Here is a 23,920-nt window from a genome sequence, read left to right on the forward strand (position 1 = left end):
CTGTTGAAATGTTCAAGTACTTGCTCGTGCGTCGTTTTATTTTCGCTGGCTGGAAGGGCTTTGCCTTTGCGGCAACCCAGTCTTTTTCTCGCTTCTCCCGTATCCTCAAAATGCTCGAAAAAAGACAGAATGCGTAAATTCTCCTCTAACGCTTCATAATTGTAGCAAACTGGATAAATTACTTGCTTAAGCCTCAAAAATTAGCCATCGCAGTTTGCACTAGATCCCGAGAAAATATGCTTCTGCGATGTGTGGAGTCGCTCGGCCAGCTGATACCACACCAGTATTTCGAAATAACAATCGTTGTATGTGACAATAACAATCAACCGATGGCTGCGGAGTTGCTTACGAGCGTCCAAGCTGCGGCCCAACATCCAGTTGAATACGTCCACGAAGCAAAAGCTGGGATACCTTTTGCTCGAAATGCGGCATTGCAGACAGCACGTTCACTTACGCCCAATTGGATTGCATTCGTCGATGATGATGAAGTTCTAGACCCAAACTGGCTTGTTGAGATGGCAGAGGCAATACAAAATTGGCCTGCTGAGATCTATCACGGTTGGACACAATCAACTCCAGAAGACCTTGACGCACCTTGGGCATTTCATCGCCCTAAAAATAAGCGAGCATCTGGTGCTGTCATGGCAACAGCAGGTACCGATAACGTTCTTTTCTCAACTAAAGCAGTTGATGGCTTAATGTTTGACGAAGCCTTACGCTTTAGCGGCGGAGAGGACCTAGATTTCTTCTATCGTGCCACTGACCGTGGTGCAAAGATCGTTTGGGTGCCGACTGCAATCGCTCGTGAAAGCACGCCTCTTTCTCGACTCTCTTTCCAATACCAGGTGCGTAGAGCATATTCTGTTGCTAATGTGCAGGCCTACATATCTCGCAAACGGTTGGGCGCACGTAGAGCAATTACCAAAACTACACCAAAAGCATTCGGGCGACTTTTGGGTGGCATTGCAGGCACACTTGGATCTAGTTTCATGTTGCTAGTCAACCAGCATCGAGGTCGCCAGATGCTACTTTCATCAGCAAAGAAAGTGGCATCTTCTATCGGGCTTTTACGGGGTGTAAACATGAAATTAGGCAACATTTACCAAAAAATCGACGGTTCTTAATCTCGATTGAGCTACAGACTTGAAACAGCTCTACCTACACAGCTTCACCATACTCATCACGCAGGATGTTTTTCTGGACTTTGCCCATGGTGTTGCGGGGGAGTTCGTTGATGATTAGGAGTTTTTGGGGGTGTTTGAAGCGGGCGAGGCGTTTTTTGACGGTGGTCATAATCTGCTCGAGGTCAGGGGTCTCACCCTTTTCAGCAACAATTAATCCAAGCGGAGCTTCACCGAAGTCAGCATGGGGTATACCGATCACAGCACTTTCATGAACACCTGGTTGCTCATCCAACAGGAGTTCAATCTCTTTTGGGTAGATATTGAAGCCGCCTGAAATGATGAGGTCCTTGTTGCGTCCAACAATGTGAACGTAACCATCCGCATCCACCTTACCCATATCACCAGTGATAAAGAAGCCGTCTTCTCTCAGTTCTGCAGCTGTCTTCTCCGGCATCTGCCAATAGCCCTTGAATACGTTGCGGCCACGAACTTCAATAACGCCGATACTGTCTTGAGGCAGTTCCACCCGCGTCTCAGGATTGGTGATCTTGAGCTCAACACCTGTAAGAGGAAAGCCAACTGTGCCTGCACGCCGTTCACCATCGTAAGGGTTCGACGTGCTCATGTTGGTTTCTGTCATGCCATAGCGTTCTAAAATGCGATGTCCTGTACGCTCTTCAAACTGGCGATGTGTTTCTGCCAGCAACGGCGCACTACCAGAGGTGAACAGACGCATATGAGCTGTCAGCTCATTCGTGAAACGCTCATCCCCCAATAACCGGGTATAAAATGTCGGCACACCCATCATGGAAGTCGCCTTAGGCAGAAACTGCAGTATGGCATCCTGATTGAACTTCGGCAGGAAGATCATGGCCCCGCCAACTGCAAGGATCACATTGGTTGCCACAAACAAGCCATGCGTATGGAAAATCGGCAAAGCATGCAGCAGTACGTCGTCTTTAGAGAACCGCCAGTAGTCAACCAGAACATCCGCATTGGACAGCAAGTTGTCTTGCGTCAACATCGCCCCTTTGGAGCGGCCCGTTGTGCCTGACGTGTAAAGGAACGCTGCGAGATCCTGCAGATCTCGCTCTACAGTCTCAAATGTAGTTGGGTGGCCTTTGGCTTCCTGCATGAATGATCCAGAACCGTCTCCATTCATGGTTTTAAGGAGAACACCTAGCTGGTCAGCCAATGGCTGCAAAGTCTCTGCATTCGCTCCATCGCAGACGAGAAGAGATGCTCCGCTGTTGTCAAGAAAGTAAGAGAGTTCATCACTGGTGTAGGCCGTATTCAAAGGCAGGAAGATGAAGCCTGCCTGCACACAAGCGGCATAAAGCGCCAAAGCCTCCGGTGATTTTTTAACCTGTGCAGCAACACGATCGCCCGGCTTCAGGCCATTTGCGACCAGTGTGTGCGCCAACTGTGCGGTTGTTGCCAAGAACTGGGCATAAGTAAGAGTAGTGCCATCTTGAAGGAACAGGAACGGCTCTGTTTTGGACGCGTGGATCCCAAACAAACGATCATAAAGTGGGTTTGCCATGCGACTGCCTTTCACTATTACAACAGACCTTCACCAGCCTCTTCATATGAGACACTGGTATTGATTCATTGAGATAAGACTAGTGCGAACCTATGGCCCTGAACAGGGATACTTCTCCCCGAACTCTCGTAGTAACGGCAACGAATTGTCCAACAGGCATTCTCGCTCTATGCTGCCTGAATTGACTTAGGAAGCAATTTTCAAAATGACCCATCGCACAATTTTTACCGATCCGGATCTGGCACAATTTTATGAACTGGCACCGCGTGACCGCGCAGATCACACTTTTTGTAAGGTGCTTGCCAACGGGGCACACTCTGTTCTCGACTTAGGGTGCGGCACTGGAGAACTCACCGTTCAGCTCGCTGAAGATCGCCATGTCGTTGGTCTGGACCCGGCTGCAGCAATGCTGGAACTTGCAGGCAAGCGCCACAATGGGGAGCAAGTTCAATGGATACAAGCGGACGCCCGTTCATTTGATCTGGGAGAAACGTTTGACCTGATCTGCCTGACAGGACATTCCTTTCAATTTTTCCTGACTGAAGAGGACCAGCTTGCGGCGCTTAAGATGATTGCAAAGCATCTGAGCCCGGAAGGCCAGTTTGTCTTTGATACACGCAACCCAAACTTTCCGGGTAGGAAGACGCGTTGTAAGGAAGAAACTCTGAGCCAGACGCAACACCCGGATCTCGGTGCAATTGAGAGTTGGAACCTCTCAGAATATGACGAGGTCACTCAGACACTAAGTTTCACTAATGCTTACAAGCGGCTTGAGACTGGCGAGATTTTCAGTGCGCCCTCTCAAATCAAGTACACGACACAAGACAAGGTAGACCAGCTCCTTGAAGAAGCCGGCTTATGTGTTGAAACTTGGCTGGGTGAATGGACAGGCGAACCTTACCACTCTGTCTCACGCGAAATCATACCCATAGGCAGAAGAGCCTGAAGTTATCGCTCAATACGCGCCAAAGCGAGCCCAATGCCGGAACCGATAAAGAGCATGCCAGTGAGTTTATTTCGCAAATGACCGATGCTCTTGAAGAATGGTGTTGCAGAACGAGCCAGAGCTGCCCAACACAGATCGCCACCGAGAATAACGAGAAGGTAGATCAGCGCAGGCTGCGCAAGCGCATAACTCGAGCTCTGCTCACCAACAAACTGAGGCAGGAAGGCCGCGCTGAACACGAGCGTTTTCGGGTTGATCATAGCGAGCAGCATGCCCTGCCAGAACAGCTTGCGCAAAGGTGTGGTGCTGGCTTCAGCGTTTTCCAACATATCCGCCCGTTCGCGCCATGATTTAATGCCGAGATAGATCAGATAAGCTACACCGGCCCATTTCACCCATAGAAAAGCATCAGCAACAAGTGCCAGTAAGGCAGAAAACCCAAGCACCACTATGCTGAGCTGGATAGCAACGCCAAGCGTTGTTCCCAGCACTGTAGCAGCGCCAAAGCGGAAGCCATGGCTGATGGTATTGGCTGCGATGAGCGCAACATTAGGGCCCGGAATGGCCACCAGAGCTGCAGTCGCAATCACAAGCGCAAATATCATCTCAATAGACATGAGTTCCCCTCCCAAACATCAACTGGCAGTTTGGGAGGTCCTCAGATGGATTGCAAGCTCCCTATTGGAAAGCAGCAAGCTTGTCTGGGTTTCGTTGCGCGTAAATGGCGTTGACTTTCATCTCGTCATCGTAGCCAAACGTGAATGTGGTCGTGATACCACTTCCATCGATGGTGATCAGAGACAGGCAGGAGTTGAGCTCTTCAACCCAAGCTTTGCCACTGCGCGCTGCTGGGGAGATCGCCTTATCGATAAAGCCCATGACCTGCTCTATGCCGACAAGCGGGACTGGGACAGCGTTGACCTTGCCACCGCCATCGGAAATAAGCGCAACATCAGCGGCTAGAAGCCTGGAAAGCTCTGCAGTTTCGCCCGTTTCCAATGCACTTTGGAAGACACTCACCATCGCTCGCTGCTTTTCTGCTGGCGCCACAAAGCGCTGAGATTTCTGCTGAACATTGGCCTTTGCCCTTGAGACCAGCTTGCGGCAGCTGGCGGGTGTAACTTCCAGAATGTCTGCAACTTCCTCATAGCTGGAGGAAAACACCTCGCGCAGCAGGAAAGCAGCCCGCTCTTTTGGCGCAAGACGTTCCATCACCAGCAGGAACGCCATGGTGAGGCTTTCGGAAAGCTCTACTCTGTCTTCCGGCGTGTCCTGCGTTGTGGTGTGTAGAGGCTCGGGCAGCCACATACCAACGTAATTTTCGCGTTTTTTACGGGCAGATTTGAGTTGATCGAGTGCTTTGCGGGTGCAAACCGTTGTTAGCCATGCATCCGGGTTGGCGATGTCGTCTTGCACCGCAGCCGACCAACTGAGGTAGGTTTCCTGCACCACATCTTCAGCTTCCGCAGTTGTGCCCAACAAACGATAAGCCAGCCCCATCAACATGGGTCTGGCCTGTTCAAATACACAAAGTGATTTGTCTGATTTCATGATCAATGGTTCGATATCGCAATCCGGTTCCAAAGGTTGATCATACCAACCATTGCCGTCAGGGTGGAAATTTCCTGATCGCTGTAATGCTTTTTCAACTCCTGACGCAAACGAGACAGCTGATCTTCCTTATTGAGTTCAGTCAGTGCCTCGGTCCATTCAAAGGCCAGTTTTTCTTTTTCCGAGAAGTCATCGCAATGACGCCAGATGATCAGGTGATCCAGACGTTCGTTGGTCTCACCAGCTTTGCGGGCATCGCGGGTGTGCATCTTTACACAAAACCCGCAACCGTTGATCTGGGAAGCCCGCAGCAGAATGAGGTGATGCAGTTTTTCGTCAAACCCAGTCGCAGCAATAGTTGCTTCCACGCCCTGCAGGGCTGTCATGATCTGCGCACCGCTCTCGTAGTGATTGATGGTGGTGTGAACGTTCATCGTCATCTCCAGTGATTGTTTTGTTGCGTTCACTGGGTCGACGATACGGCTCCTTCAGATGTGACGTGGTGATGAGAAAAAAACAAACTATGCATCTAAAAAAGCTCAGGAGGACGGATGACGGTAGACAAGATCGACCGGATCGTGACGTTGTGCATCAGGATCAATCACAGCTCCCATCCGTTCAGCCAACTTCCGGGAGCGATCATTTTTAGGGTCGATGTAGCTGACGAGCGTTTTTAAACCCAACCTATCAAAGGCCCATTTACGCATGGTTTGAGCCGCTTCCAGTGCATATCCGTGTCCTTCAAAGCCCTCATAGAGGAACCAGCCTAACTCGTGCTCTGGAAAAAGCGGCCCGTGATTAAGGCCCACCTGACCAACGGTTTTGCCCGTGGTCTTATCGTTAATCATCAAAGCACCGTGACCAAACAAGACCCAATGCGCGATATCATGACTAAAGATGCCCCAGGTCACATGCTTGGGTGTTGGGCCGCCCATAAACTGCGAACGCTCGGATTGCATCAACTGCTCATAGGCAGGCCAGTCTTCAATTGTCATCGGCCTTAAGCGCAATCTTTCTGTTTCGAGTGTCGGTATCACAGTCATTTGATCAGTCCAGCAATGAAAAAAGGAATCTCTGAGCGTAGTGTCATTGACGAACAATATTCCGGGAGCTGCTTTGTAAAAAGCAAATTTTAATCTGGCACACAGGGAACTTTCGAGGTGGACTAAGCGCTCAGGAGTGATGTCCAAGATCTTGTTTTTGATTGCACACTTGATTTCACTAAGGATTCACCCATCTGTTGAGATGAAAAAGGCAGCCCGAAAAACTGCTCGTTCCCATTTGCACATATTCAATACGGAGCCACAATTTCATGAGTGATAATAAAGAATATACCCCACCAAAGGTTTGGGTGTGGGAACAGAAAAACGGCGGCCAGTTCGCAAACATCAACCGCCCTATCGCTGGTCCAACCCATGACAAAGATCTGCAGGTTGGCAAACACCCGCTGCAGCTTTACTCGCTGGCAACGCCAAATGGTGTGAAAGTCACCATTATGCTGGAAGAGCTTTTGGCAGCAGGCTTCAGCGAAGCAGACTATGACGCATGGCTGATCAAGATTGGTGACGGCGACCAGTTCTCCAGCGGTTTTGTTGGCGCAAACCCGAACTCCAAAATCCCGGCACTGGTTGATCACAGCACCGAAACACCAACCCGTGTATTCGAATCTGGTTCTATCCTGCTGTATCTGGCAGAAAAGTTCGGCGCCTTCCTTCCGAAAGATCCGGCAGCACGCACAGAAGCCATGAACTGGCTGTTCTGGCAAATGGGGTCTGCTCCATATCTGGGCGGTGGTTTCGGTCACTTCTACGCTTATGCGCCAGAGAAGTTTGAATACCCGATCAATCGTTTTGCCATGGAAGCAAAACGCCAGCTCGACGTTCTGGACCGCAATCTGGCCGAGCGCCGCTTTATGGCTGGTGATGAGTACTCCATCGCAGACATCGCGATCTTCCCATGGTACGGCGCGCTGGTGCTTGGTTCGCTCTACAGCGCAGCCGAGTTCCTCTCCGTTGATGATTACAAAAACGTCAAGCGTTGGGCAGAAGAAATAGCAGAGCGCCCTGCCGTGAAACGCGGTAAACGCGTGAACCGCACATGGGGTGATGAGGACCAGCAAGTCCCAGAACGCCATGACGCAAGCGACCTGGACCCAAAACCAGCCTCTGAAAACGCATAGTACGCGCGATCAGAACGCAAGAATACAAAACCCGGCTTCGATGAGGCCGGGTTTTGTGTCATTAAACCAACTGCATTGGTTAATCTAAGCAACGGAAATCACTTCCAATCTAGACAAAGGTAAGTGCTGAAGATGTTCGGCGACATTATCAATGAGTGAAGTACTCGAGTCTATGGTCAGTAGTATTTCGTCATGGGCAAACACAGTTCGATAAGAGGCATTTGCAGCTGAAAAGCCAATGCCTACCAGTTCTCCCCCATCAGTTTCAAAACAGACTTCGAAATCACTTATGTTTTCGCCTCTGAGAACAATCTTATCGAGAATTGCAAGGTCATCATAGAGAGAGAACAAGTTGAAGTGATCATACTTCAAATAATCTTCGTCGTTATTAGTTATTGGGTTGGTACCAAGAACATAAAAATTGATCACTCCCTTGTTGGTTTCAATCCTTAAAAAGTTATCGATCTCATCTTGGTTTGCGGTATCTCTCAAACACCCAATGCTGCAGAGTTGGGCTCCCGCCAAATACTCCTTAAACAACGCAATTTTGCAGCTCTTAAAAGTCACGAACTAATATCCATTGACATATTACCCCAGCCTTACTTTCCAATAAATTCAATCACTTTGCCCCTCTAAAGCAAAGTAGACATTCAAACTATACTTCTTCAAGGTGCGTTTCTCAGAAACAATTACCCTGTGCACCAAATCTTATTTCCAATCGGAAATTGCGGTAGTTCAATTCCTCGCCTGTCTCCCGGGTTTAAGATTTGTTCCAAAGAGCAAAAAGGAACGAACCCATGTCGGAGCTTCTCAAACGGTTTAAGGGCATTACGGAAGACCCTGGCCTCTCCTTTACGCAAAAGGCGCGTTATCTCTCACTCGAGGCGGAGAACTCTCTGCCCTACCCTGAGCTTGATGAGGAAACCGCCAGGGCGCTGGAAGAGCGGGTCATCTGCGACATGTATGAGGGGCATGCACCCTTCAAACCACGCTATGTGATGCCTGACTACTCCGTTGTGCTTGAAAAGGGCAGCACGTTTCTTGAGCTGGAACCGGCGACAACTCTGGATGAGGCCATCAACTCCTTGATGATTGCCTATCATCACGTGCCGTCTGTCACCAACATGCCGGTCTTCATTGGCCGTCTCGACAACCTGTTGCTGCGCTATTGTGACGATGTCAGTGACGAAGACCTTAACAAAAAGCTGAAGCTGTTCTGGCGCTATCTGGACCGTGTGCTGCCGGATGCATTCATGCATGCCAATGTGGGCCCAACCGACAACCGCGTTGCCCGCACCATCATGCGTATTGATGCAGAGCTGAAGCAAATCGCACCGAACCTGACCTTCATTTGGGATCCAGAAGTCAGCTCAGACGAAATCTTCTCTCAGGCTTGCGAAAGCATCATTGAATGCTCCAAACCGCACATCGCCAACAACCCGCTGCATCAGCCGTTGTTTGATGAGTACGGCTATGGTGTCGCTAGTTGCTACAATGTGTTGCCACTATGCGGTGGCGCGTCCACACTCACCCGCATCAACCTGCGAGAAGTAGCACGTCGCTCCAAAGACACGGCGGACTTCTTCGAGAATGTTCTTCCAAAATACATTGACCTCAACTTCCGCCTGACCGAAGCGCGGATTGATCACCTCTTCAACAAATCTGATTTCTTCGAAAGTTTCCTTGTGAAAGAAGGCTGGATCAGCCGAGATCGCTTCACCGCCATGTACGGCATCTTTGCAATGGCGCAGTGCGTTGACGAGTTGCAGGCCAAGGAAGGTCGCTCCGGCAAATATGGGCATGATGAGACTGCTAACCAGCTTGGCCATCGCATCTCCAAAGTGCTGTTCGAGGCTGTTGAAGCCCGCCCAATGGAAAACTGCTGGCGCGGCAAGGCTATGCTTCACTCTCAGGCAGGACTGAGCGATGATGACGGCTGCACACCGGGTGTTCGTATCCCTTATGGCAGCGAGCCAGATCCGGTCACACATGTGCAGGCACTGGCAGAACACCATGCGTTCTATCCATCCGGCGTCTCTGAAATCCTGACACTGGATGAGACCATCGAGAACAATCCGGCTGCACTGGAGCAACTGGTGAAAGGTGCATTCTCACTGGGCTTCCGCGAGTTCTCCGCCAACGTCTCCAACAATGATCTGGTGCGCATCACCGGGTATATGGTGCGCTTGTCAGATATTGAGAAATTCAAGGAATGTGGCGGATCTCGCATAAACACAACCGTGCTAGGTGCAGAAGCGGCTGATAAAGGTAAAATACTGGAGCGTGCACCACGGGTGATGAGCCATGAACTTGCCCCTCGCTACAGTCAGTAAGGTTCTGAAGTTCTCTTGCGTGGACGGGCCGGGCAACCGACTTGTCCTGTTTCTGCAAGGCTGCAACTTCGCCTGCCCAACCTGCCACAACCCGCATACTATGAAGCTGTGCAATGATTGCGGTGACTGCGTGCCAGAGTGCCCAACCGGCGCTCTGACCATGGTGCAGGGCAAAGTGGTGCACGATCCGAGCATCTGCGACCAATGCGATAGGTGTCTGGACGTCTGCCCCATCAACGCCAACCCCAAGGTCACGCAATACAGCGTTGATGATGTTCTGGCACTTCTATACCGGAACAAACCCTTCCTGAATGGCATCACAATATCCGGCGGGGAAGCAACCACACAGCTGAAGTTCATCATCGCTTTGTTTACGGCGATCAAGTCCGATAAGAAGCTAAAGGACCTCACCTGCTTCATCGACAGCAACGGCTATCTGCCTGAAGCTGCATGGAAGACAGTTCTGCCCGTTACCGATGGCGTGATGCTGGACATCAAAGCCTTCGACAACACCCTGCACAGCCTACTCACCACCCGCAGCAACGAACGCGTTCTGGCCTCCGCCAAACAGCTCTTTGCAGCAGGTAAACTGCACGAACTACGTTACCTCCTCATCCCGGGCCGTACGGACAGCTCTCAGGAAATGAAGGAACTTGCTGACTTCGTTCGTGCGCTGGACTCTGGGACCCCCTTACGCCTCAACGCCTTCCAACACCACGGTGTCAAAGGCGAAGCCCTCACCTGGCCCACCATGAAAGAGCCAGATACTGAGCGAGTTGCAGCAGAGTTGAGGTCCGCAGGACTGACAAATGTGGTGGTGCCGGCGGTGTATATCTAAGCCTTCCGCTGCATACGGAACTTCTGTGGTGAGACACCAATTGCGGCTTCGAAGGCGCGGGAAAAGGCGCTTCGGCTGCGGAAGCCGATGAGGTGAGAAACGCGTTCAATTGGGTGGTCTGTTTCCAGCAACATGGTGGCTGCACGGCGCATGCGCACATCTCGTAAAAGTTCCATTGGGCCACTCCCGTATGCTTCCTGAAAACGTTTGGCGAAGCCGCTGCGGCTCATGCCAGCGAGGGAGGCGAGGCTCTCGACAGAGTGCGGTTCGCCCGGAGTGTCAAGGATATGCCGAAGCACCGGCCACATGCGTGGATCGCGCAGCGCGGCCATCCATTCCAACCCACCGCGCTGATCGTTGAAGCGGCGGCGCATCAGTTCGATCATGCATTGCATCAGGAGTGCACGCACCATGGCGAGGCTTCCGGGCGCAGGATTGGCAAGCTCCAACAGCAAACGCCGGATTGGCGCTTCACAGGCATCTTCACCAGCCTGGTTTTCGACAATCGGTTCCTGCACCAGATCAATCAGATTCTCCATCTGCCGCAAGCTGAGCGAGATACGGGAGCAGATCGCGATGAGCTGGCCTTTGTCCTGTGTGTCACTGATATGGATCAAGTGTGCCATTTTCAGCTTATCTGGATTGCAGCTGGGGATTGGATCATGAACCTGCCCGAAGCTGCGCAGAACGTGCTTTTTGAGCGCAGGCACAAGGATCAAAGACCCTTTGCTAACCGGAATGGCAGGGCGTCCCGGCAGCACAAGCTCGCCTTCTCCGGCAAGTACATAGTGAAGTGTTGCCAAAGGGTCTTTGTCCAGGTCAAGATCGCAAGCGCCATTAAGTTCGCACAGCGCAAACGGGTGCGCCTGTATCTCCATTTCATCGAGAATAAAATGAATATCCATACCTGTACCTATACGGCACCAATCGATGAAATGATACATATCAGGACGAAAAGGTACCAATTTTAGACCATAAGGCACATAGCTTGATCCATCTTCTCATCACCAAACAAGAGAAGGAACAGACGATGTGTAATGATCATGATCACAAGAAACCACTCAGCCGCCGCGATGCTCTGCGCGGCGGTCTGACCGCTGCAGCAGCTGTTGGCGGCGCAGCAGTTGCGGGTACAGCACATGCCAAGGCGCAGGATAAAGTGAAGGATCCATATGCTCCACCAGCAAAGTCCGTTCTGCCTCCAAGCAATATGAAGCTGGATCTGAGCCGTGCCGCTCTTGTGGTAACAGATCCGCAGAATGACTTCCTGTCTCCTGATGGTGTAACCTGGGGCGTGGTAGGCGAAAGCGTGACCCGCAACAACACTGTCAGCAACATTGAGCGTCTGTTCAAAGCCGCGAAAGCAGCGGACATCACCGTGGCTGTTTCTCCTCACTACTACTATCCAACCGATCACGGTTGGAAATTTGAGGGCGCACTGGAAAAGCTGATGCACAACATCGGCATGTTCGACCGCAAAGGTGCGCTCAATGTTGACGGTTTTGAAGGCTCCGGCGCAGACTGGCTGGACGTTTATAAGCCGTACATCAACGACGGCAAAACCATCGTCACATCTCCGCACAAGGTCTACGGCAACGACACCAACGATTTGTCCCTTCAGCTGCGCAAGCAGGGTGTTGATCAGGTTATTCTGGCGGGTATGTCTGCCAACCTGTGTACTGAGAGCCATATGCGCGAGCTGATCGAGCAGGGCTTTGAGGTAGCTGTGGTAAGCGATGGCACAGCCGCTGCAATTATTCCAGATGGTGACGGCTATCTGGCGGCGCTGACCAACTTCCGCTTCATCGCAAACGCGGTCTGGACAACAGACGAAGCTGTTAAGCTGCTTCAGGCTTAACCACCTAACGCACCGCCTTACTCCTTAAGGTGGTGCGTTTTTTATCTCTCCGTTTCGCTAACACCTCAATTTGAACTGCATGTGCAACCAGTTTCGGTTAGAGAAGAGCTATGGCTCAAAAGACGAAAATTGGCCGCCGTGTTGGTGGTTGGCTCTATCTGCATCGCTCTGGCGTAGAATTACTCCCAGCGGAGGATGCTGAACGGCTGGCTCAGGTCGTTTCACAGCATTCGGACACCGCTTGGAACCTCTGCAAGATCAGCAAGGACAAGGTCTCGCTGCTGCATTACGAGGACTTTGAGGCCTCCGGCTTTCCCGCCTTGCTCCATTCCATCACGTTTGACCTTGCAACTCAGACAAGCAAGGCCATCGACTATTCCAAGCGCGAGAACCCGCCAATCCTGCATCGCAAAGAGTTGCTGTTGCCAGAAGACGATCCCAACATCCTTCAGTATGCCGCTTTAACGAAAGCTGCAGAAGATGCCGGTCTGTTCGAAATGCCCGCAGGCATTGGAACGCGCAAGGCATGGGCAAAACGCATTGCTGATGCTGGGTTAAGGTTGGAAGGTCACCATTTACTGGTAAGCAAGTAAAAGGGAGGTTGTGCCTCCCTCTTGAGTTCGCATAACTTTAAATCAGCCGGATTGAGACACCGCCATCAGCGGTCATCGCACTTCCCGTCACGAAACTAGACCGATCCGAGAGCAGAAACAGTGCGGCTTGGGCGATCTCTTTCGGGCTTGCCATGCGCTTGAGTGGATGCAAGCCAGAGATGAAGGCATGCCCTTCTGGATCATCACCCGCCATTGCTGTTTTGGTTCCACCGGGGAGCAGCGCGTTGACCCGGATGCCATCTGGTCCATGGTCTGCAGCCAGCGATTTCACCAACCCAACCAGCCCAGCCTTGCTGGCAGCGTAAGCCCCCATGCCCGGCATGCCGCTGTTGCAGTGCCCTACAAAGGAGGATGTGAACACAATCGCTCCCTTTGTGCGTTTCTTCAAAGCCGGAATCTGTGTTTTGGCCGCGTAAAATGCGCTGGTGAGATTGGTATGCAGCACATTTTCCCAGTTGGTACTGTCCATCTCTGGGATTGGCTCCATATTCCCCACAGTGCCGGCGTTGTTGAAGGCCCCATGCAGCACGCCGTAGGTGTTGAGCGCATGCTCCACCAGTGCGGAGGCATAGGCCTCTTCAGTCACATCCCCTGCAAGATAAGTCGCCGAACTTCCTTGTTTCGTGATTTTGTCTGCAAGTGTTGCCAGCTCGGCTTCGCGTCTGGCCCCAAGCACCACATTTGCGCCTTCAGCAGCAAACAGCTCTGCTGCTGCCGCGCCAATTCCGCTGCTCGCACCCGTGATGATAATCGTTTGTCCGTGTAGTTCCATGTTTTCCTCCATCGGTTGACTGGAGGCACTATTGGCGGCAATGCGGACAAAACCCACCCGATTTGCGAGGTCCCAGATTTATCAGAAGCTCGCAGTGATCACTTAAGGCATCAGATACTGCATTTGAGAGTTCAGGCTATCAACTGGCATGTTCTGCGCAGGAACAGGCTCATCAGAAGGGAACTTTGCCAATTCCACCAGCTCATGTACCCAGAAACTGGTGTACTTCACGAACAGTTTGACGGCTTCTGCAAACTCTTCAGCTGAAAGTTTGTCGACCTGAATAGCTTGGGTCAAAAGCACTTCGGAGCTGCGCTGGTTGATTGATAGCGCTGCGTGCCCCGTTCCCATGCCGTTGTAGTTGGCTTCCAGAAGATGCAGGTAAAGCGACTTCGGGACGTTGTTCAAACTTGCCAAACGGCTGTTGAGCCGAACCACGTTTGCTTTGAAGTCCAGAACCTGAAAAAACACCTCAATCTCACCATCAACAGTCAAAGAGCACATATTCTCTGCGTCTAGTTTCAGGTCCGGCAATCCTATCGTCTCACCAAACTGCCTGAGTGTGTTTTCTACCATTTCCATTTGACGCCCCTTGATGTGTAAGTGGTCTGCTGGCCCTACCCGCAGACTGCGCAAAACCCGGCACTTCCAAAGCCTTTACGAAAAGGCTGCCAAATACCATGCCTGCAAAATGTGAGAGGGTGCCCCAGCAATCTGCGTTGCCTTTCCTCTCACGTATGATCAGATTACAGAGTGAGTTCTGTCTTAACGCCCCTCAGCGCAGATGGAATTTCACTCATAATGTCATCGATAAAGTGGATTTCTGAACTCAGGTCCCCGACGGACATGAGGCCGCCTTTCACAAGCCCTTCAAAGACATGAAGAGCGCGCTCTGCATGGGCAGAATGACCGCGTACCAGCCGATCACCATCACCTTTGAAATCATGCAGGCGAATTGCATCGCGCTCTTGTGTCGAAAATTGAGAGGCCGCATTTTGCAGTTGTTTTGAAACAAACCCACGTGGGTTGTTGGGTTCCAATTTTTCTGCGGCATGGTGCAACTTCGTAAAGCTTTGATAAGCCTCAGCTAGTCTGCCATCTTTCAAATTGGAGAAAACGGCGGAAACAGCCGAACTTGCAGCTTCTTGGCGGCGGTCTACCGCTGCATCTGCATCGGTTTGGCTCCACACAATCTGCTTGGTTGCCATGCCCTCAAAAAATTCTGAAATCTTGCTCGTGGTGCTGTTCGAGCCTTCGCTAATATGCGTTTCGTTGGATTTAGAAACAGTGTGACCACCCAGCTCTGCCGCCTGTAGAGCTGCCGGTGCATTCACTTCCAGCGGGGCATGGTACGAGGACGCTCCGCCAACTGAAATACCCGTCATAATCTAATGCCTAAAATTCTTCCCATGGCTTCAACCTAACCAACAGCCCTCACTTCAGGTGTGTTGAACGAGACAGTTCTCCAATTATTTAAGGGATTACTCAGCTAGCGGATAACTGCGAATAAAGCGGTCTGTGAAGATCAGCAGGATGATACCCGGAACCGAAGCGATGAGAGCAATGCCAGCTCCTGTTGCATCCAGTGCACCGCCGGATATTTTTGCGAACAGCAGCGTCGGCAGAGTGATGATTTGCCCCTGCCCAATGAAAAACGTGAGCAGAAACAAGTTGGTTGAGACCAAGAAGGTGAACAAACAGCCTGCAATCACGCCTGGAAGGATCATCGGCAAGGTCACGCGGAAGAAAATCTGTCGTCGATTGGCGCCAAGAACACGTGCGTGGTCTTCTGCTTCTGTTCCATGCCCCTGATAAACCGCTGTCAGCATGCGCACCATGTAGGGAATGGTGGGGATCAGATGCACCACAATAACCCCTGCATAGGTGCCGGAAAGTCCGAGCGCGATAAAGATCATCAGCAGAGCAATACCAATCGCGGCTTCGGGGATCAGAAGCGGCAAAGCGATTAGAAACTCCAGTTGGTTTTTGCCACGGAAGTTGCGCTGTGCCAGCACGCGCGCCGCAGGTAAGCAAATGAGCAGGCATAACAGCGTCACAGCAATGCCGATGCCAAGCGTGTTGATCGTGGCTTCTGCTACGCGAGAACTTGGCGAGAACACATAGTCCCATGCCAATGGAAACGGAGATCTCTCCCGTTGCTCATGCCACCAGACGGTTGGTAGAATGTTCGGCCATGCCCAACGGAAGGCCAGAGATTGGATAATCAGTGGCGCAAACGGTGCAATGGTGAAAGTCGCCATGGCCAACACGAGCAGACGCTGCCAGGGGTTGATGGACTTGATGTCCCGGAGGTTGGAGCTCGAACCGATCATCAGACGCGCCCCCTTGCCCGCTCATATCTGCGGTAACCCAACAGGTAAACTGCGAGGAAGATGCCGGAAACCAATGCCAGTGAAACGACCACGGCCATGCCCTGCAACTGGAACGCATAGTTGGCATCCTGAAAATACCGCCAAGCCAACACAGGCAGGGTATCCGGATAACCACCACCCAGAATAAGCGGTGCTTCAAATGCACCGATGTTGAACGCAAAGCAAATCAGAGAAGCAGAGACAATGCCTGGCATGATTTGTGGCAGCGTGACACGCCAGAAAATCTGTCTGGAATTGGCACCCAGCACCATAGCAGCTTCCACCGTATCTTCACCTTTTCGAGCCAGAACGGCGGAAAGGGTGAGTGTCATAAACGGCACCTGCTTCCAAACATAAACAGCGATAATCCCGCAGCCTCCATGGGTTTTGAGGATCTGTACAAACTGAGCCGGATCATCAATTAGCCCAAGACCTGCAGAGATGCGCGAGAGCAACCCGCCATTGCCCAGCATCACCAGCGCCAGTGCAATGCCAACGGTGTACGGCACCATCAGCGGCAAGCGGATGAGTGCCGCAAAAGTGCGGGAGGCTCTGAACTTCTTGGACAGAGCAATGCTGAGCGGAATTGAAATGACAAGGCCAATCAGCGTTGCAGCGAACCCGTAATAGAGCGTCAAACCCAGTGAAACCCAAAAATCCGAGGAGAACCAGAGGCGTTCAAAATACCGGGTTGTCGGAAACTCATTGATACCAAACCACGGCGCATAGCCGAAGCTTTGCAGGATGCCCAGCACAACAGCTCCGCCAAAAAGCCCCAGCAAAACCACAAGCAAAGGCATCACCTCCGCAACATCACGCAGGCTCTGCATGAGCGCGGGAGATGCGGTCCTGTTGGTTTTCACGGGAAGTGCCTTTGGCATCAGTTTTCGTTTCATAAAAGGCGGATGGCAGAAAGCCGCCATCCGCAAAAGTGTTAGTTGTTCAGTTCACCAGAGACTTGCGCAACGATGTCTGCCAGAGGCTTGTCTTCCTTGCGTTCAATGACAGCCAGCCAGGTCGCTTCGATCACATCAACAAGGCTTGCGTTGGTGTCTGGTGCGATGTTGTCATCCAGCTGCTGCTGGGTCACGCCGTAATGTGGAGGTGCCGAAGCTGCAACTTCTGCCGTTTCTTCCTCACTCAGGCGCCACAGATCCAGACCAACAGGCATGCCTGCGGTTTTCAGTTTGGAGGCCTGCGCTTCTGCCGAGGAGAAGTAGTTGATTGCAACAAGAGCAGCTGCCGGGTGCGGACTGTTCAGCGGCAGAGCAAGGTAGTTCTTGTTCTTGATCATGTTCCCAGCCGGGAAGATCATTTCCTCCGCCTGTTCTGGGTACGCGCCGGTGATCAGGCCGTTATGATTGCCAAACGCACCAAATTTACAATTGAAGTGCACTTCGGAGTTGAGGAAGAGATTGTCCAACTCTCCAGAATTTTCAGCATAACGTGGTTTGCCGGAAGCACCGCCTAAAAGCAGTGGTTCAATGCTCTTCAGGTACTCAATACCCGGCTCCATCAGGCGTGCCAGCTCTTCTCCGCCCAGCTCATCAAAGCTCTGCTGGTATGGAGCTGCACCAGTCCCATCCGGGTTGTGCGCATAAAGGACCGATTGAACGAAGGTGTTGCCCAGATAATGCGGAGGTTTCACGTAAGTGAACTTGCCCGGATTGGCTTCCAAGTAGGTCTTCAACTGCGCAAAGGTGGCTGGTGTATTTTCTGTAGAAACATGAGCGCGGTTGACGGAGCATACATACTGCTCACCAGACCACGGCATCTCCTGAAACCCAGTTTCAACGCCAAAATCACGCAGGTTGAGAAGTGAACGCGGATCGCTTTCATCCCACTCAAAGTTCACGGAGTTCGGCAGGCGGTTGGCAAAAGCCCCCCACAGCGCATTCTGCTGCTTGAGAGAGTAGAAGTTTTCGCCATTGACCCAGACCAGATCCACACTGCCCTGTTCTTCGCCGCGGCCTGCAGCCAGCTCAGCAATCACCACATCAACCGTGTCTTTGGTTGCCGTGATCCGCACAGGGTTCAGCTTCACTCCTTCTGCGGCCAGTGCTGGTGTTGCCACTTGGTCAACCCAAAGGTTGATGATGTCCGACCCGCCCCAGTAATAGAAGTTGACGGAGCCTTCATCGCGCGCTTTAGCGGTAACATCTTCCCACCCCAGATTGCCCTTCAAAAACTCGCTGCGGAACATGCCCGGCGTGTTTTCTGCCTGCACAGCGCTGCTCCAGCTGACAACAGCGAGCGTGCTTGCAAGTAGCATCTGTTTGCTGCGTGATTTTGTGTTCTTCATAAATTGCCCCCAAGCGGTTCTTCAGCCGTTTGTACTACAGCAGCCAAATTTGTTCTGGCGGTAAGGTCACGGTGACCGCATCGCCTGTTTTTCTTTTGATTGTAGATGCTTCTTCAACGGTCAGAGATCCCTCTCCCACCTGAAGCGTGTAGCGCATCATCGCGCCAAGAAATTCTGCTCGTGTGATTGTGCCGGAAAACGCATTTTTCTGCGGTGCTTCGCGGCACTCCTCAATCTGAATGCTTTCAAACCGCAGCATGGCCTTTGACGGCTGTTTTGCTCCCAGGCTCGAACCTGCTCCCAGCATGAGCTGACCGTAAGGGCTCTCGATATGCCCTTCAGAGATCGGTTTGCATTCAAAAATGTTGGAATGCCCCATAAAGCGGGCGGTCTGTTCATTGGCTGGTCGCTGGTAGATCTCATCTGGTGCTGCAAGGTGCGCGATTTTGCCGTCAAACATCACCGCAATCCGGTCCGCCAGATCCATCGCCTCGATCTGATCATGGGTCACCAACAGTGTTGTCATACCATACTCATCATGCAGATCACGGATGAACTGGCGCATCTCTGTACGCAGCAGCGTATCAAGGCTCGCCATTGGCTCATCCAGCAACAGCACTTCAGGCTTAGTCACCAGCGTACGTGCGATTGCAACACGTTGCATCTGCCCGCCGGACAGCTGTGCAGGAAAGCGCTTGGCAAACGCCGAGAGGCGGACAATCTCCAGCATCTCACCCACCTGCCGCATCTGCTCATCCGCAGAAAGGCCGCGCACAGACAGACCAAAGGCTACGTTCTGCTCAACTGTCATATGTGGGAACAGGCCGAAGCGCTGAGAAACAAGGCCGACTTTTCGCTTCTGGACAGGCAGAGTGGTCACATCACGCCCATTGAACCAGATGGAACCGGAGGTCGGTTGCTCCAGTCCGCAGACCATACGCAAGCTCGTGGTTTTGCCGCAGCCAGACGGGCCTAACAGCACCAGAAACTCGCCGCAGGCCACATCAAGATCGATGGCATCAACCGCTGGTGCTCCTGAGAACACTTTTGAGAGGTTTTTCAGCTGAACCTGCGTCACACGGCGCCTCTTCACTCATCTTGATCAGGACGTTTGCGTCCAACTGTTATTATTGTTGCTTTCAAGCTGCAGCGAAACCTGCGCAATGGCACAAGCCTACCCCATTTATCGGAGTAGGTCAGGTTTCTCCTGTCAGTTGAGTGATTTGCACACTATGCCAGTGCGTTACTGGCGGTACAGTAAAACCAGCGTGAGTTTAACGTTATGAGGGCAACCATACAGGATATCAGCGCCTTGCCGTCATCCAAAGCTGCTCCTCTCACTCGGAATTGCAGTCAGCAAGCACGCTGACCACCGCAGCTGATCCTACTCAACTCTTTGTACGGACACTGGAATTTACAAGATTGACAGTTTGAAGGCTGCACTAAGATTCTACTCAGGCATCAGCCTTTGCGAAGGCAAACCAGAACTGTTCTGCCACCGGTTTCGTCTGTGAATAAATTTTTCGGAAAGGCGCAGGAAAGTTTGCTTTAGCAAAAGCAATGTCTCCTTCCAGAAAATGCTTGCGATAAATCCCCTCAACATCTTTGGAAAGCACCGCTGCTCGTTTGCCCTGCTTGCAATAATCAAGCGCACTTTTGAGCAACACCCCCCGAAGCCCTGCATCCTCAATCGTAGAAAGTTGCGGAATGATTGATAGTCCAAGTTCATTCAGACCCGAGTTGGCCCGGTGGCTGAGATCATCCGGTTCCAGCAGCTTTTTCTCGTAAAACTTATTTATCAAATCAACATACTCGACCGGATGCTTCTCCATTGCCTCCTGAGGCAGGTACGTGACAGAAATCCGATCTAGTTGCTGTGCAACACTTTGCCATGCAAACGAGGGAGTGACTGCCTTATTTGCAAATTCATGAAAGGTTTTGGGAGTGCCCTGCCACGACAGGCAATGGAGAAAGAACGAGACCATGAAATCGGTACGGTTTCGCACGGTGACCAGCGTTTTAACTTGCACACCTCGTCGCTGCAGTTCTTTCACGAGCTGAGAGTAACGTTTGACGTTAGGATAGAACTGTTTATGAACGAACGCCTTCCCCATGAGTCTTTCGTGAGAAATTCTATAGGTGTCTGTCTCTGGCTTAGTAATTGCCTCCTGAAAAAGGTCCGCCAGTTCCTCTGCCTTGGGCTTGATCATACGGTTCTCATAGAGCCGCATAAATGAGCTTGCTTTGAAGCTCGTGCGATCATCAAACAAATCAGGGTGTTTGGAGTAGAGCTGCTTTTGCAGGGCAGTTGTACCGGTTTTATGCGCACCGATATGGATCAGAACCTTCTTCATCAGCACAGACCTTAAGGCGTATCCCTGAAACGCGGGGTCGGATTTCAAAATGGATTACGCGACAGATTTTGAAACGAGCATCCGTTCAGCCTAACCACATTGGCCTTTACTGCTATTCCCGAATATTGGCCCCTTTAAAGGGAGAGGCCATGTTCATCAGTGAGCGCTCTCAATCCTGATTAGTGCGGGCCAGCTTCAACAAGAAACTGCTGGAGCTGTAGGCTGCGCACCGCAGTCTGGTCTCCCATGCAAACAGACATGGCGAGCGGCGCGTTGCTGCCTCCCTCATAAATCAGCGCATTCGCGGAGCACGTATCATCACGAAACTTGATCCAGTTGCGTTGCGCATTCTTCAGGCTGGCTTTCACATTGGTGCTGGCATGCTTCATGATCTCAGCATACGCAGTGTTGAGGCGCTGGTCCCAGACCATATATTCCTGCACTGCGCAGAAAATCATGTGGCTGTTTTGATAGTGGCTGCCGATACACTGTTCCATCGCCTCCCCAAAACAAGCCATAGCTGGATAGCCACCGCCCTTCTCATCTACGCATTTGGCGATGATGACAACCTGCTCCTCAGTTGGCTCTTCAGCCGCTTGAGAAGGAGAGTTGAGTACGAAAGCCAACGAAAGCGAGAGCAGAGACGTGCGCATAAAACTCATAGAAACCTCAAAGTAGTTTTCTCTATAAAATGTGATAGTTGATCCGCTATGAGAAATTGCTAACCCGAACCACTGAGAAAAACCTAGTCATTCTCTACAGAGCCTTACAGATTTCCTGTTTCTTTTACATGACAAACTGGTTTGGTTTGAAACACGACACAAGAGAGCAGCAGGTCATTCAACTTGATGTGCCTTTGCATCAGTTAGTCAAACCTAGGCGAAACCGAGTCATATACGGGAAATACGGAGCAAAAGACGCCATATTACGATTTTGTGACGGGCTGGGGAAAACGCACGCTGTGCGCATTTTACCTGTTATACTTCCCACTGGTTTGCCAACTAATAATTATTCATATATTTCAAAAGCTTGCGTGATTTCATACACTTCAACTTGATTGGTCTGCTTTCATCACGCGACGCCACGAAAAACGCAATAATTGCGCAAAATTCTCGCCATAATTGAGCTAAGTATATTGAGTTATTGGCATAAGTGTCTTACGTTATTTATTAAATCATTGAGGTGGCTAATTTGGTTGCCGGATCAATTTCAAGAATCCGCTAAAGCTCCCAAGGCACGCGAGCGATCCCTTGCTTCCCTTCTCGTCCAAACGGGGAAGCGAGAGATCTCGCATATTCTGATAGTCCGACAACTCCTGCTTAAAGACCTTTGCCGTGCATCACGACAACTGCGTTTAAGTGAGCCTCCTATTAATAACCGCGAGAGCTGAATCCGGAGGCTGTGATGGGCAGTTTTGAAATACTTCTACACCTTGCTGCCGGCATTTCCCTATTATTTTGGGCAACCAGAATGATCCGGACAGGCGTTGAGCGAGCAGTTGGTCAAAAATTCCAAGGTTGGATGCAGCAGGCTTCCCAAAACCGCTACACCAGCTTCACAACCGGCTTTTTAGTCTCCATCATCTTGCAGAGTGCAACAGCCACAGCCATTCTTGCGCGCGGGTTTATCAGCAAAGGCTCTATTACGCTGGCAGCTGGTCTTGCCATCATGCTTGGCGCAGACCTTGGCTCCACCATGGTCGTTCAGGTGCTCTCATTGGACCTCAGCTGGTTGCTCCCGGTTTGTCTTGTTGTTGGTGGCGCCTTGTTCTCCCGCGGTAGCACACGCACCATGCGCCAGTCTGGCCGCATCATCATTGGCGTGGGCCAGATGCTGATCGCACTGTCTTTCATCGGCATGGCCTCCGAGCCTCTGCGTGAAAGTGGAGCTCTGCCTGTCATCCTGAACCTGCTGATTGGTGATCCGTTTGTTGCGATCATCACAGCAGCGGCTCTGACCTGGCTACTGCATTCATCCGTTGCAGTGGTTCTTATGATCATGACATTGGCAAGCACTGGCGTACTGCCAATGGAAGGTGCTCTGCTCTTCATTTTAGGTGCAAACATTGGCTCCAGCATTATCCCACTGGTCCTTACCATGAGCGATAGTGCAGATGTACGCCGTGTACCGCTTGGCAATATGATCTTCCGCGTGGCCGGTGTGTTGATCACATTGCTGCTGATGCGCTTTGATGTGTTCACCATCGACATGCTGGGCGATGATCCGGCACGCGCGATTGCAAACTTCCACAGTGGGTTCAACCTTGCTGTTGTTCTGCTGGGCATTCCAACCATTGGCCTTGTCGCTCGCCTGACCAAACTCATCATCTCTGATAGCGCAGGCCAGTCTGAGGAAGATGATGTCATGGAGCGCCTCAGCCTGCTTGACCGCAAGCTGCTGGAGACCCCCGACCTCGCCTTTAACGCTGCTACCCGTGAAATGCTGCATATGAGCGAAAAGGTGGAAGCCATGCTGCGCGGTGTGATGGTGGTGTTTCGCGGTGATGATGCAAACACAGCCAGACGGTTGATGAAGATGGATGACGAGATCGACGATCTGCATCGCTCCATCAAAGAGTATCTGACGGATGTGACCACTAAGTCCATGAGCGACGAGGATTACCAGAAGTATACGGAACTGATGAACTACTGCGTCTGTCTGGAGCAGATGGGCGATGTTGTTCAGCGCAACCTGCTGGTACTGGCGGAGAAAAAATCCGGCCTCAACAAGGAGTTCTCGCAGGAAGGTTGGAAGGAGATCAAAGACCTCCACGCCGCTGTGTTGCAAAACCTGCAACTCTCTCTACGAGTGCTCATCACTCGCGATGTTGAACTTGCACGGGATCTGGTTGCTCGCAAGGTTCTTGTGCGTGAACTGGAGTACAAGAGCCGCGATGCACACCTGCGCCGCCTGAGCCAGAACCGTCAATCCAGCCGGACAACAAGCTCCATTCATCTGGAAACCATCAGCGATCTGAAGTACCTGAACGCACTTTTGACCACTGTTGCCTACCCGATTGTTGAAGGGGAAGGCGAACTACTACGCAGCAGGCTCACCAATGAGCCACAGAAAAACCCGGTTAGCGCCGTACCAGTGGGCACATAAGCGCCTCTCCTAACTTTGAGGGAGGCACG

24 protein-coding genes are annotated in these 23,920 nt (G+C 51.6%); 8 read left to right on the plus strand and 16 right to left on the minus strand.

Annotated features, from left to right (window positions below):
• Window positions 1-182: 182 nt before the first annotated feature.
• Window positions 183-1,124 carry a glycosyltransferase family A protein gene (locus PsAD26_RS11125; protein ID WP_153041485.1) on the plus strand — a complete coding sequence of 314 codons (942 nt, stop codon included), beginning with the start codon at window positions 183-185 and terminating at the stop codon, window positions 1,122-1,124.
• Between the two features lie 34 nt (window positions 1,125-1,158).
• Here the strand turns inward: PsAD26_RS11125 and PsAD26_RS11130 are convergent, their stop codons facing one another.
• Complete coding sequence (locus PsAD26_RS11130) at window positions 1,159-2,667, minus strand: malonyl-CoA synthase (RefSeq protein WP_063310469.1); 1,509 nt, start codon at window positions 2,665-2,667, stop codon at window positions 1,159-1,161.
• 205 nt (window positions 2,668-2,872) lie between these two features.
• On the opposite strand from PsAD26_RS11130, the gene PsAD26_RS11135 reads away from it, so the two are divergent.
• On the plus strand, window positions 2,873-3,613 hold the full coding sequence (locus PsAD26_RS11135) for a class I SAM-dependent methyltransferase (RefSeq protein WP_063310470.1): 741 nt from the start codon (window positions 2,873-2,875) through the stop codon (window positions 3,611-3,613).
• Window positions 3,614-3,615: 2 nt separating this feature from the next.
• On the opposite strand, the gene PsAD26_RS11140 is transcribed toward PsAD26_RS11135, so the two are convergent.
• From PsAD26_RS11140 to PsAD26_RS11155, 4 genes are all read right to left on the minus strand, one after another.
• Window positions 3,616-4,230, minus strand: coding sequence for a LysE family translocator (locus PsAD26_RS11140; RefSeq protein WP_063310471.1), 615 nt, complete (start codon window positions 4,228-4,230; stop codon window positions 3,616-3,618).
• 61 nt (window positions 4,231-4,291) lie between these two features.
• Window positions 4,292-5,164: an RNA polymerase sigma factor SigJ gene (gene sigJ / locus PsAD26_RS11145; protein ID WP_063310472.1), complete on the minus strand. Its 873-nt coding sequence runs from the start codon at window positions 5,162-5,164 to the stop codon at window positions 4,292-4,294.
• Between the two features lie 2 nt (window positions 5,165-5,166).
• Window positions 5,167-5,598 carry a carboxymuconolactone decarboxylase family protein gene (locus PsAD26_RS11150; protein ID WP_063310473.1) on the minus strand — a complete coding sequence of 144 codons (432 nt, stop codon included), beginning with the start codon at window positions 5,596-5,598 and terminating at the stop codon, window positions 5,167-5,169.
• A gap of 105 nt (window positions 5,599-5,703) precedes the next feature.
• Window positions 5,704-6,207 carry a GNAT family N-acetyltransferase gene (locus PsAD26_RS11155; protein ID WP_084403643.1) on the minus strand — a complete coding sequence of 168 codons (504 nt, stop codon included), beginning with the start codon at window positions 6,205-6,207 and terminating at the stop codon, window positions 5,704-5,706.
• A 269-nt stretch (window positions 6,208-6,476) separates the two neighbouring features.
• Between PsAD26_RS11155 and yghU the strand changes: the two genes are divergently transcribed.
• Window positions 6,477-7,343 carry a glutathione-dependent disulfide-bond oxidoreductase gene (gene yghU, locus PsAD26_RS11160; RefSeq protein ID WP_063310475.1) on the plus strand — a complete coding sequence of 289 codons (867 nt, stop codon included), beginning with the start codon at window positions 6,477-6,479 and terminating at the stop codon, window positions 7,341-7,343.
• Window positions 7,344-7,427: 84 nt separating this feature from the next.
• On the opposite strand, the gene PsAD26_RS11165 is transcribed toward yghU, so the two are convergent.
• Window positions 7,428-7,910 (minus strand): hypothetical protein, encoded by a 483-nt coding sequence (locus PsAD26_RS11165; protein WP_153041486.1) that lies wholly within the window; start codon window positions 7,908-7,910, stop codon window positions 7,428-7,430.
• A 230-nt stretch (window positions 7,911-8,140) separates the two neighbouring features.
• Between PsAD26_RS11165 and PsAD26_RS11170 the strand changes: the two genes are divergently transcribed.
• The gene (locus PsAD26_RS11170; RefSeq protein WP_063310477.1) at window positions 8,141-9,676 is read left to right on the plus strand and encodes a YjjI family glycine radical enzyme; all 1,536 of its coding nucleotides are present in this window, start codon (window positions 8,141-8,143) and stop codon (window positions 9,674-9,676) included.
• A complete protein-coding gene (locus PsAD26_RS11175; RefSeq protein ID WP_063310478.1) occupies window positions 9,648-10,514 on the plus strand; it encodes a YjjW family glycine radical enzyme activase in 867 nt (288 codons plus the stop codon). The genes PsAD26_RS11170 and PsAD26_RS11175 overlap by 29 nt, the downstream gene beginning before the upstream one ends.
• Here the strand turns inward: PsAD26_RS11175 and PsAD26_RS11180 are convergent.
• Window positions 10,511-11,419, minus strand: a complete 909-nt coding sequence (locus tag PsAD26_RS11180; protein WP_153041487.1) for an AraC family transcriptional regulator — start codon at window positions 11,417-11,419, stop codon at window positions 10,511-10,513. The genes PsAD26_RS11175 and PsAD26_RS11180 overlap by 4 nt on opposite strands.
• 125 nt (window positions 11,420-11,544) lie before the next feature.
• Here PsAD26_RS11180 and PsAD26_RS11185 point away from each other — a divergent pair, with 125 nt between their 5' ends.
• Together PsAD26_RS11185 and PsAD26_RS11190 are read left to right on the plus strand one after the other, a co-directional pair.
• Window positions 11,545-12,372 (plus strand): cysteine hydrolase, encoded by an 828-nt coding sequence (locus tag PsAD26_RS11185; protein ID WP_063310479.1) that lies wholly within the window; start codon window positions 11,545-11,547, stop codon window positions 12,370-12,372.
• 110 nt (window positions 12,373-12,482) lie between these two features.
• Entirely contained in the window at window positions 12,483-12,965 is a 483-nt protein-coding gene (locus tag PsAD26_RS11190; RefSeq protein WP_063310480.1) for a hypothetical protein, read from the plus strand.
• Window positions 12,966-13,002: 37 nt separating this feature from the next.
• On the opposite strand, the gene PsAD26_RS11195 is transcribed toward PsAD26_RS11190, so the two are convergent.
• The 9 genes from PsAD26_RS11195 to PsAD26_RS11235 form a co-directional block, all read right to left on the minus strand.
• Window positions 13,003-13,758, minus strand: coding sequence for an SDR family oxidoreductase (locus PsAD26_RS11195; RefSeq protein ID WP_063310481.1), 756 nt, complete (start codon window positions 13,756-13,758; stop codon window positions 13,003-13,005).
• Between the two features lie 102 nt (window positions 13,759-13,860).
• Window positions 13,861-14,340 carry a type III secretion system chaperone gene (locus PsAD26_RS11200; protein WP_063310482.1) on the minus strand — a complete coding sequence of 160 codons (480 nt, stop codon included), beginning with the start codon at window positions 14,338-14,340 and terminating at the stop codon, window positions 13,861-13,863.
• A 164-nt stretch (window positions 14,341-14,504) separates the two neighbouring features.
• Window positions 14,505-15,143, minus strand: coding sequence for a hypothetical protein (locus tag PsAD26_RS11205; RefSeq protein ID WP_063296708.1), 639 nt, complete (start codon window positions 15,141-15,143; stop codon window positions 14,505-14,507).
• 96 nt (window positions 15,144-15,239) lie between these two features.
• Window positions 15,240-16,091 (minus strand): ABC transporter permease subunit, encoded by an 852-nt coding sequence (locus PsAD26_RS11210; protein ID WP_208985637.1) that lies wholly within the window; start codon window positions 16,089-16,091, stop codon window positions 15,240-15,242.
• Window positions 16,091-16,993 (minus strand): ABC transporter permease subunit, encoded by a 903-nt coding sequence (locus tag PsAD26_RS11215; protein ID WP_208985638.1) that lies wholly within the window; start codon window positions 16,991-16,993, stop codon window positions 16,091-16,093. The genes PsAD26_RS11210 and PsAD26_RS11215 overlap by 1 nt, the downstream gene beginning before the upstream one ends.
• Window positions 16,994-17,064: 71 nt before the next feature.
• On the minus strand, window positions 17,065-18,432 hold the full coding sequence (locus PsAD26_RS11220; protein ID WP_063310484.1) for an ABC transporter substrate-binding protein: 1,368 nt from the start codon (window positions 18,430-18,432) through the stop codon (window positions 17,065-17,067).
• Between the two features lie 34 nt (window positions 18,433-18,466).
• Window positions 18,467-19,510 (minus strand): ABC transporter ATP-binding protein, encoded by a 1,044-nt coding sequence (locus PsAD26_RS11225; protein WP_063310485.1) that lies wholly within the window; start codon window positions 19,508-19,510, stop codon window positions 18,467-18,469.
• 376 nt (window positions 19,511-19,886) lie between these two features.
• Window positions 19,887-20,786, minus strand: coding sequence for a hypothetical protein (locus PsAD26_RS11230; RefSeq protein WP_063310486.1), 900 nt, complete (start codon window positions 20,784-20,786; stop codon window positions 19,887-19,889).
• A 179-nt stretch (window positions 20,787-20,965) separates the two neighbouring features.
• Window positions 20,966-21,448 (minus strand): lysozyme inhibitor LprI family protein, encoded by a 483-nt coding sequence (locus PsAD26_RS11235; RefSeq protein ID WP_063310487.1) that lies wholly within the window; start codon window positions 21,446-21,448, stop codon window positions 20,966-20,968.
• 742 nt (window positions 21,449-22,190) lie between these two features.
• Between PsAD26_RS11235 and PsAD26_RS11240 the strand changes: the two genes are divergently transcribed.
• On the plus strand, window positions 22,191-23,891 hold the full coding sequence (locus PsAD26_RS11240; protein WP_063310488.1) for a Na/Pi cotransporter family protein: 1,701 nt from the start codon (window positions 22,191-22,193) through the stop codon (window positions 23,889-23,891).
• The last annotated feature ends 29 nt before the right edge of the window (window positions 23,892-23,920 follow it).

This window comes from Pseudovibrio sp. Ad26 (assembly GCF_001623285.1).
GTDB classification, from domain to species: Bacteria; Pseudomonadota; Alphaproteobacteria; order Rhizobiales; family Stappiaceae; genus Pseudovibrio; species Pseudovibrio ascidiaceicola.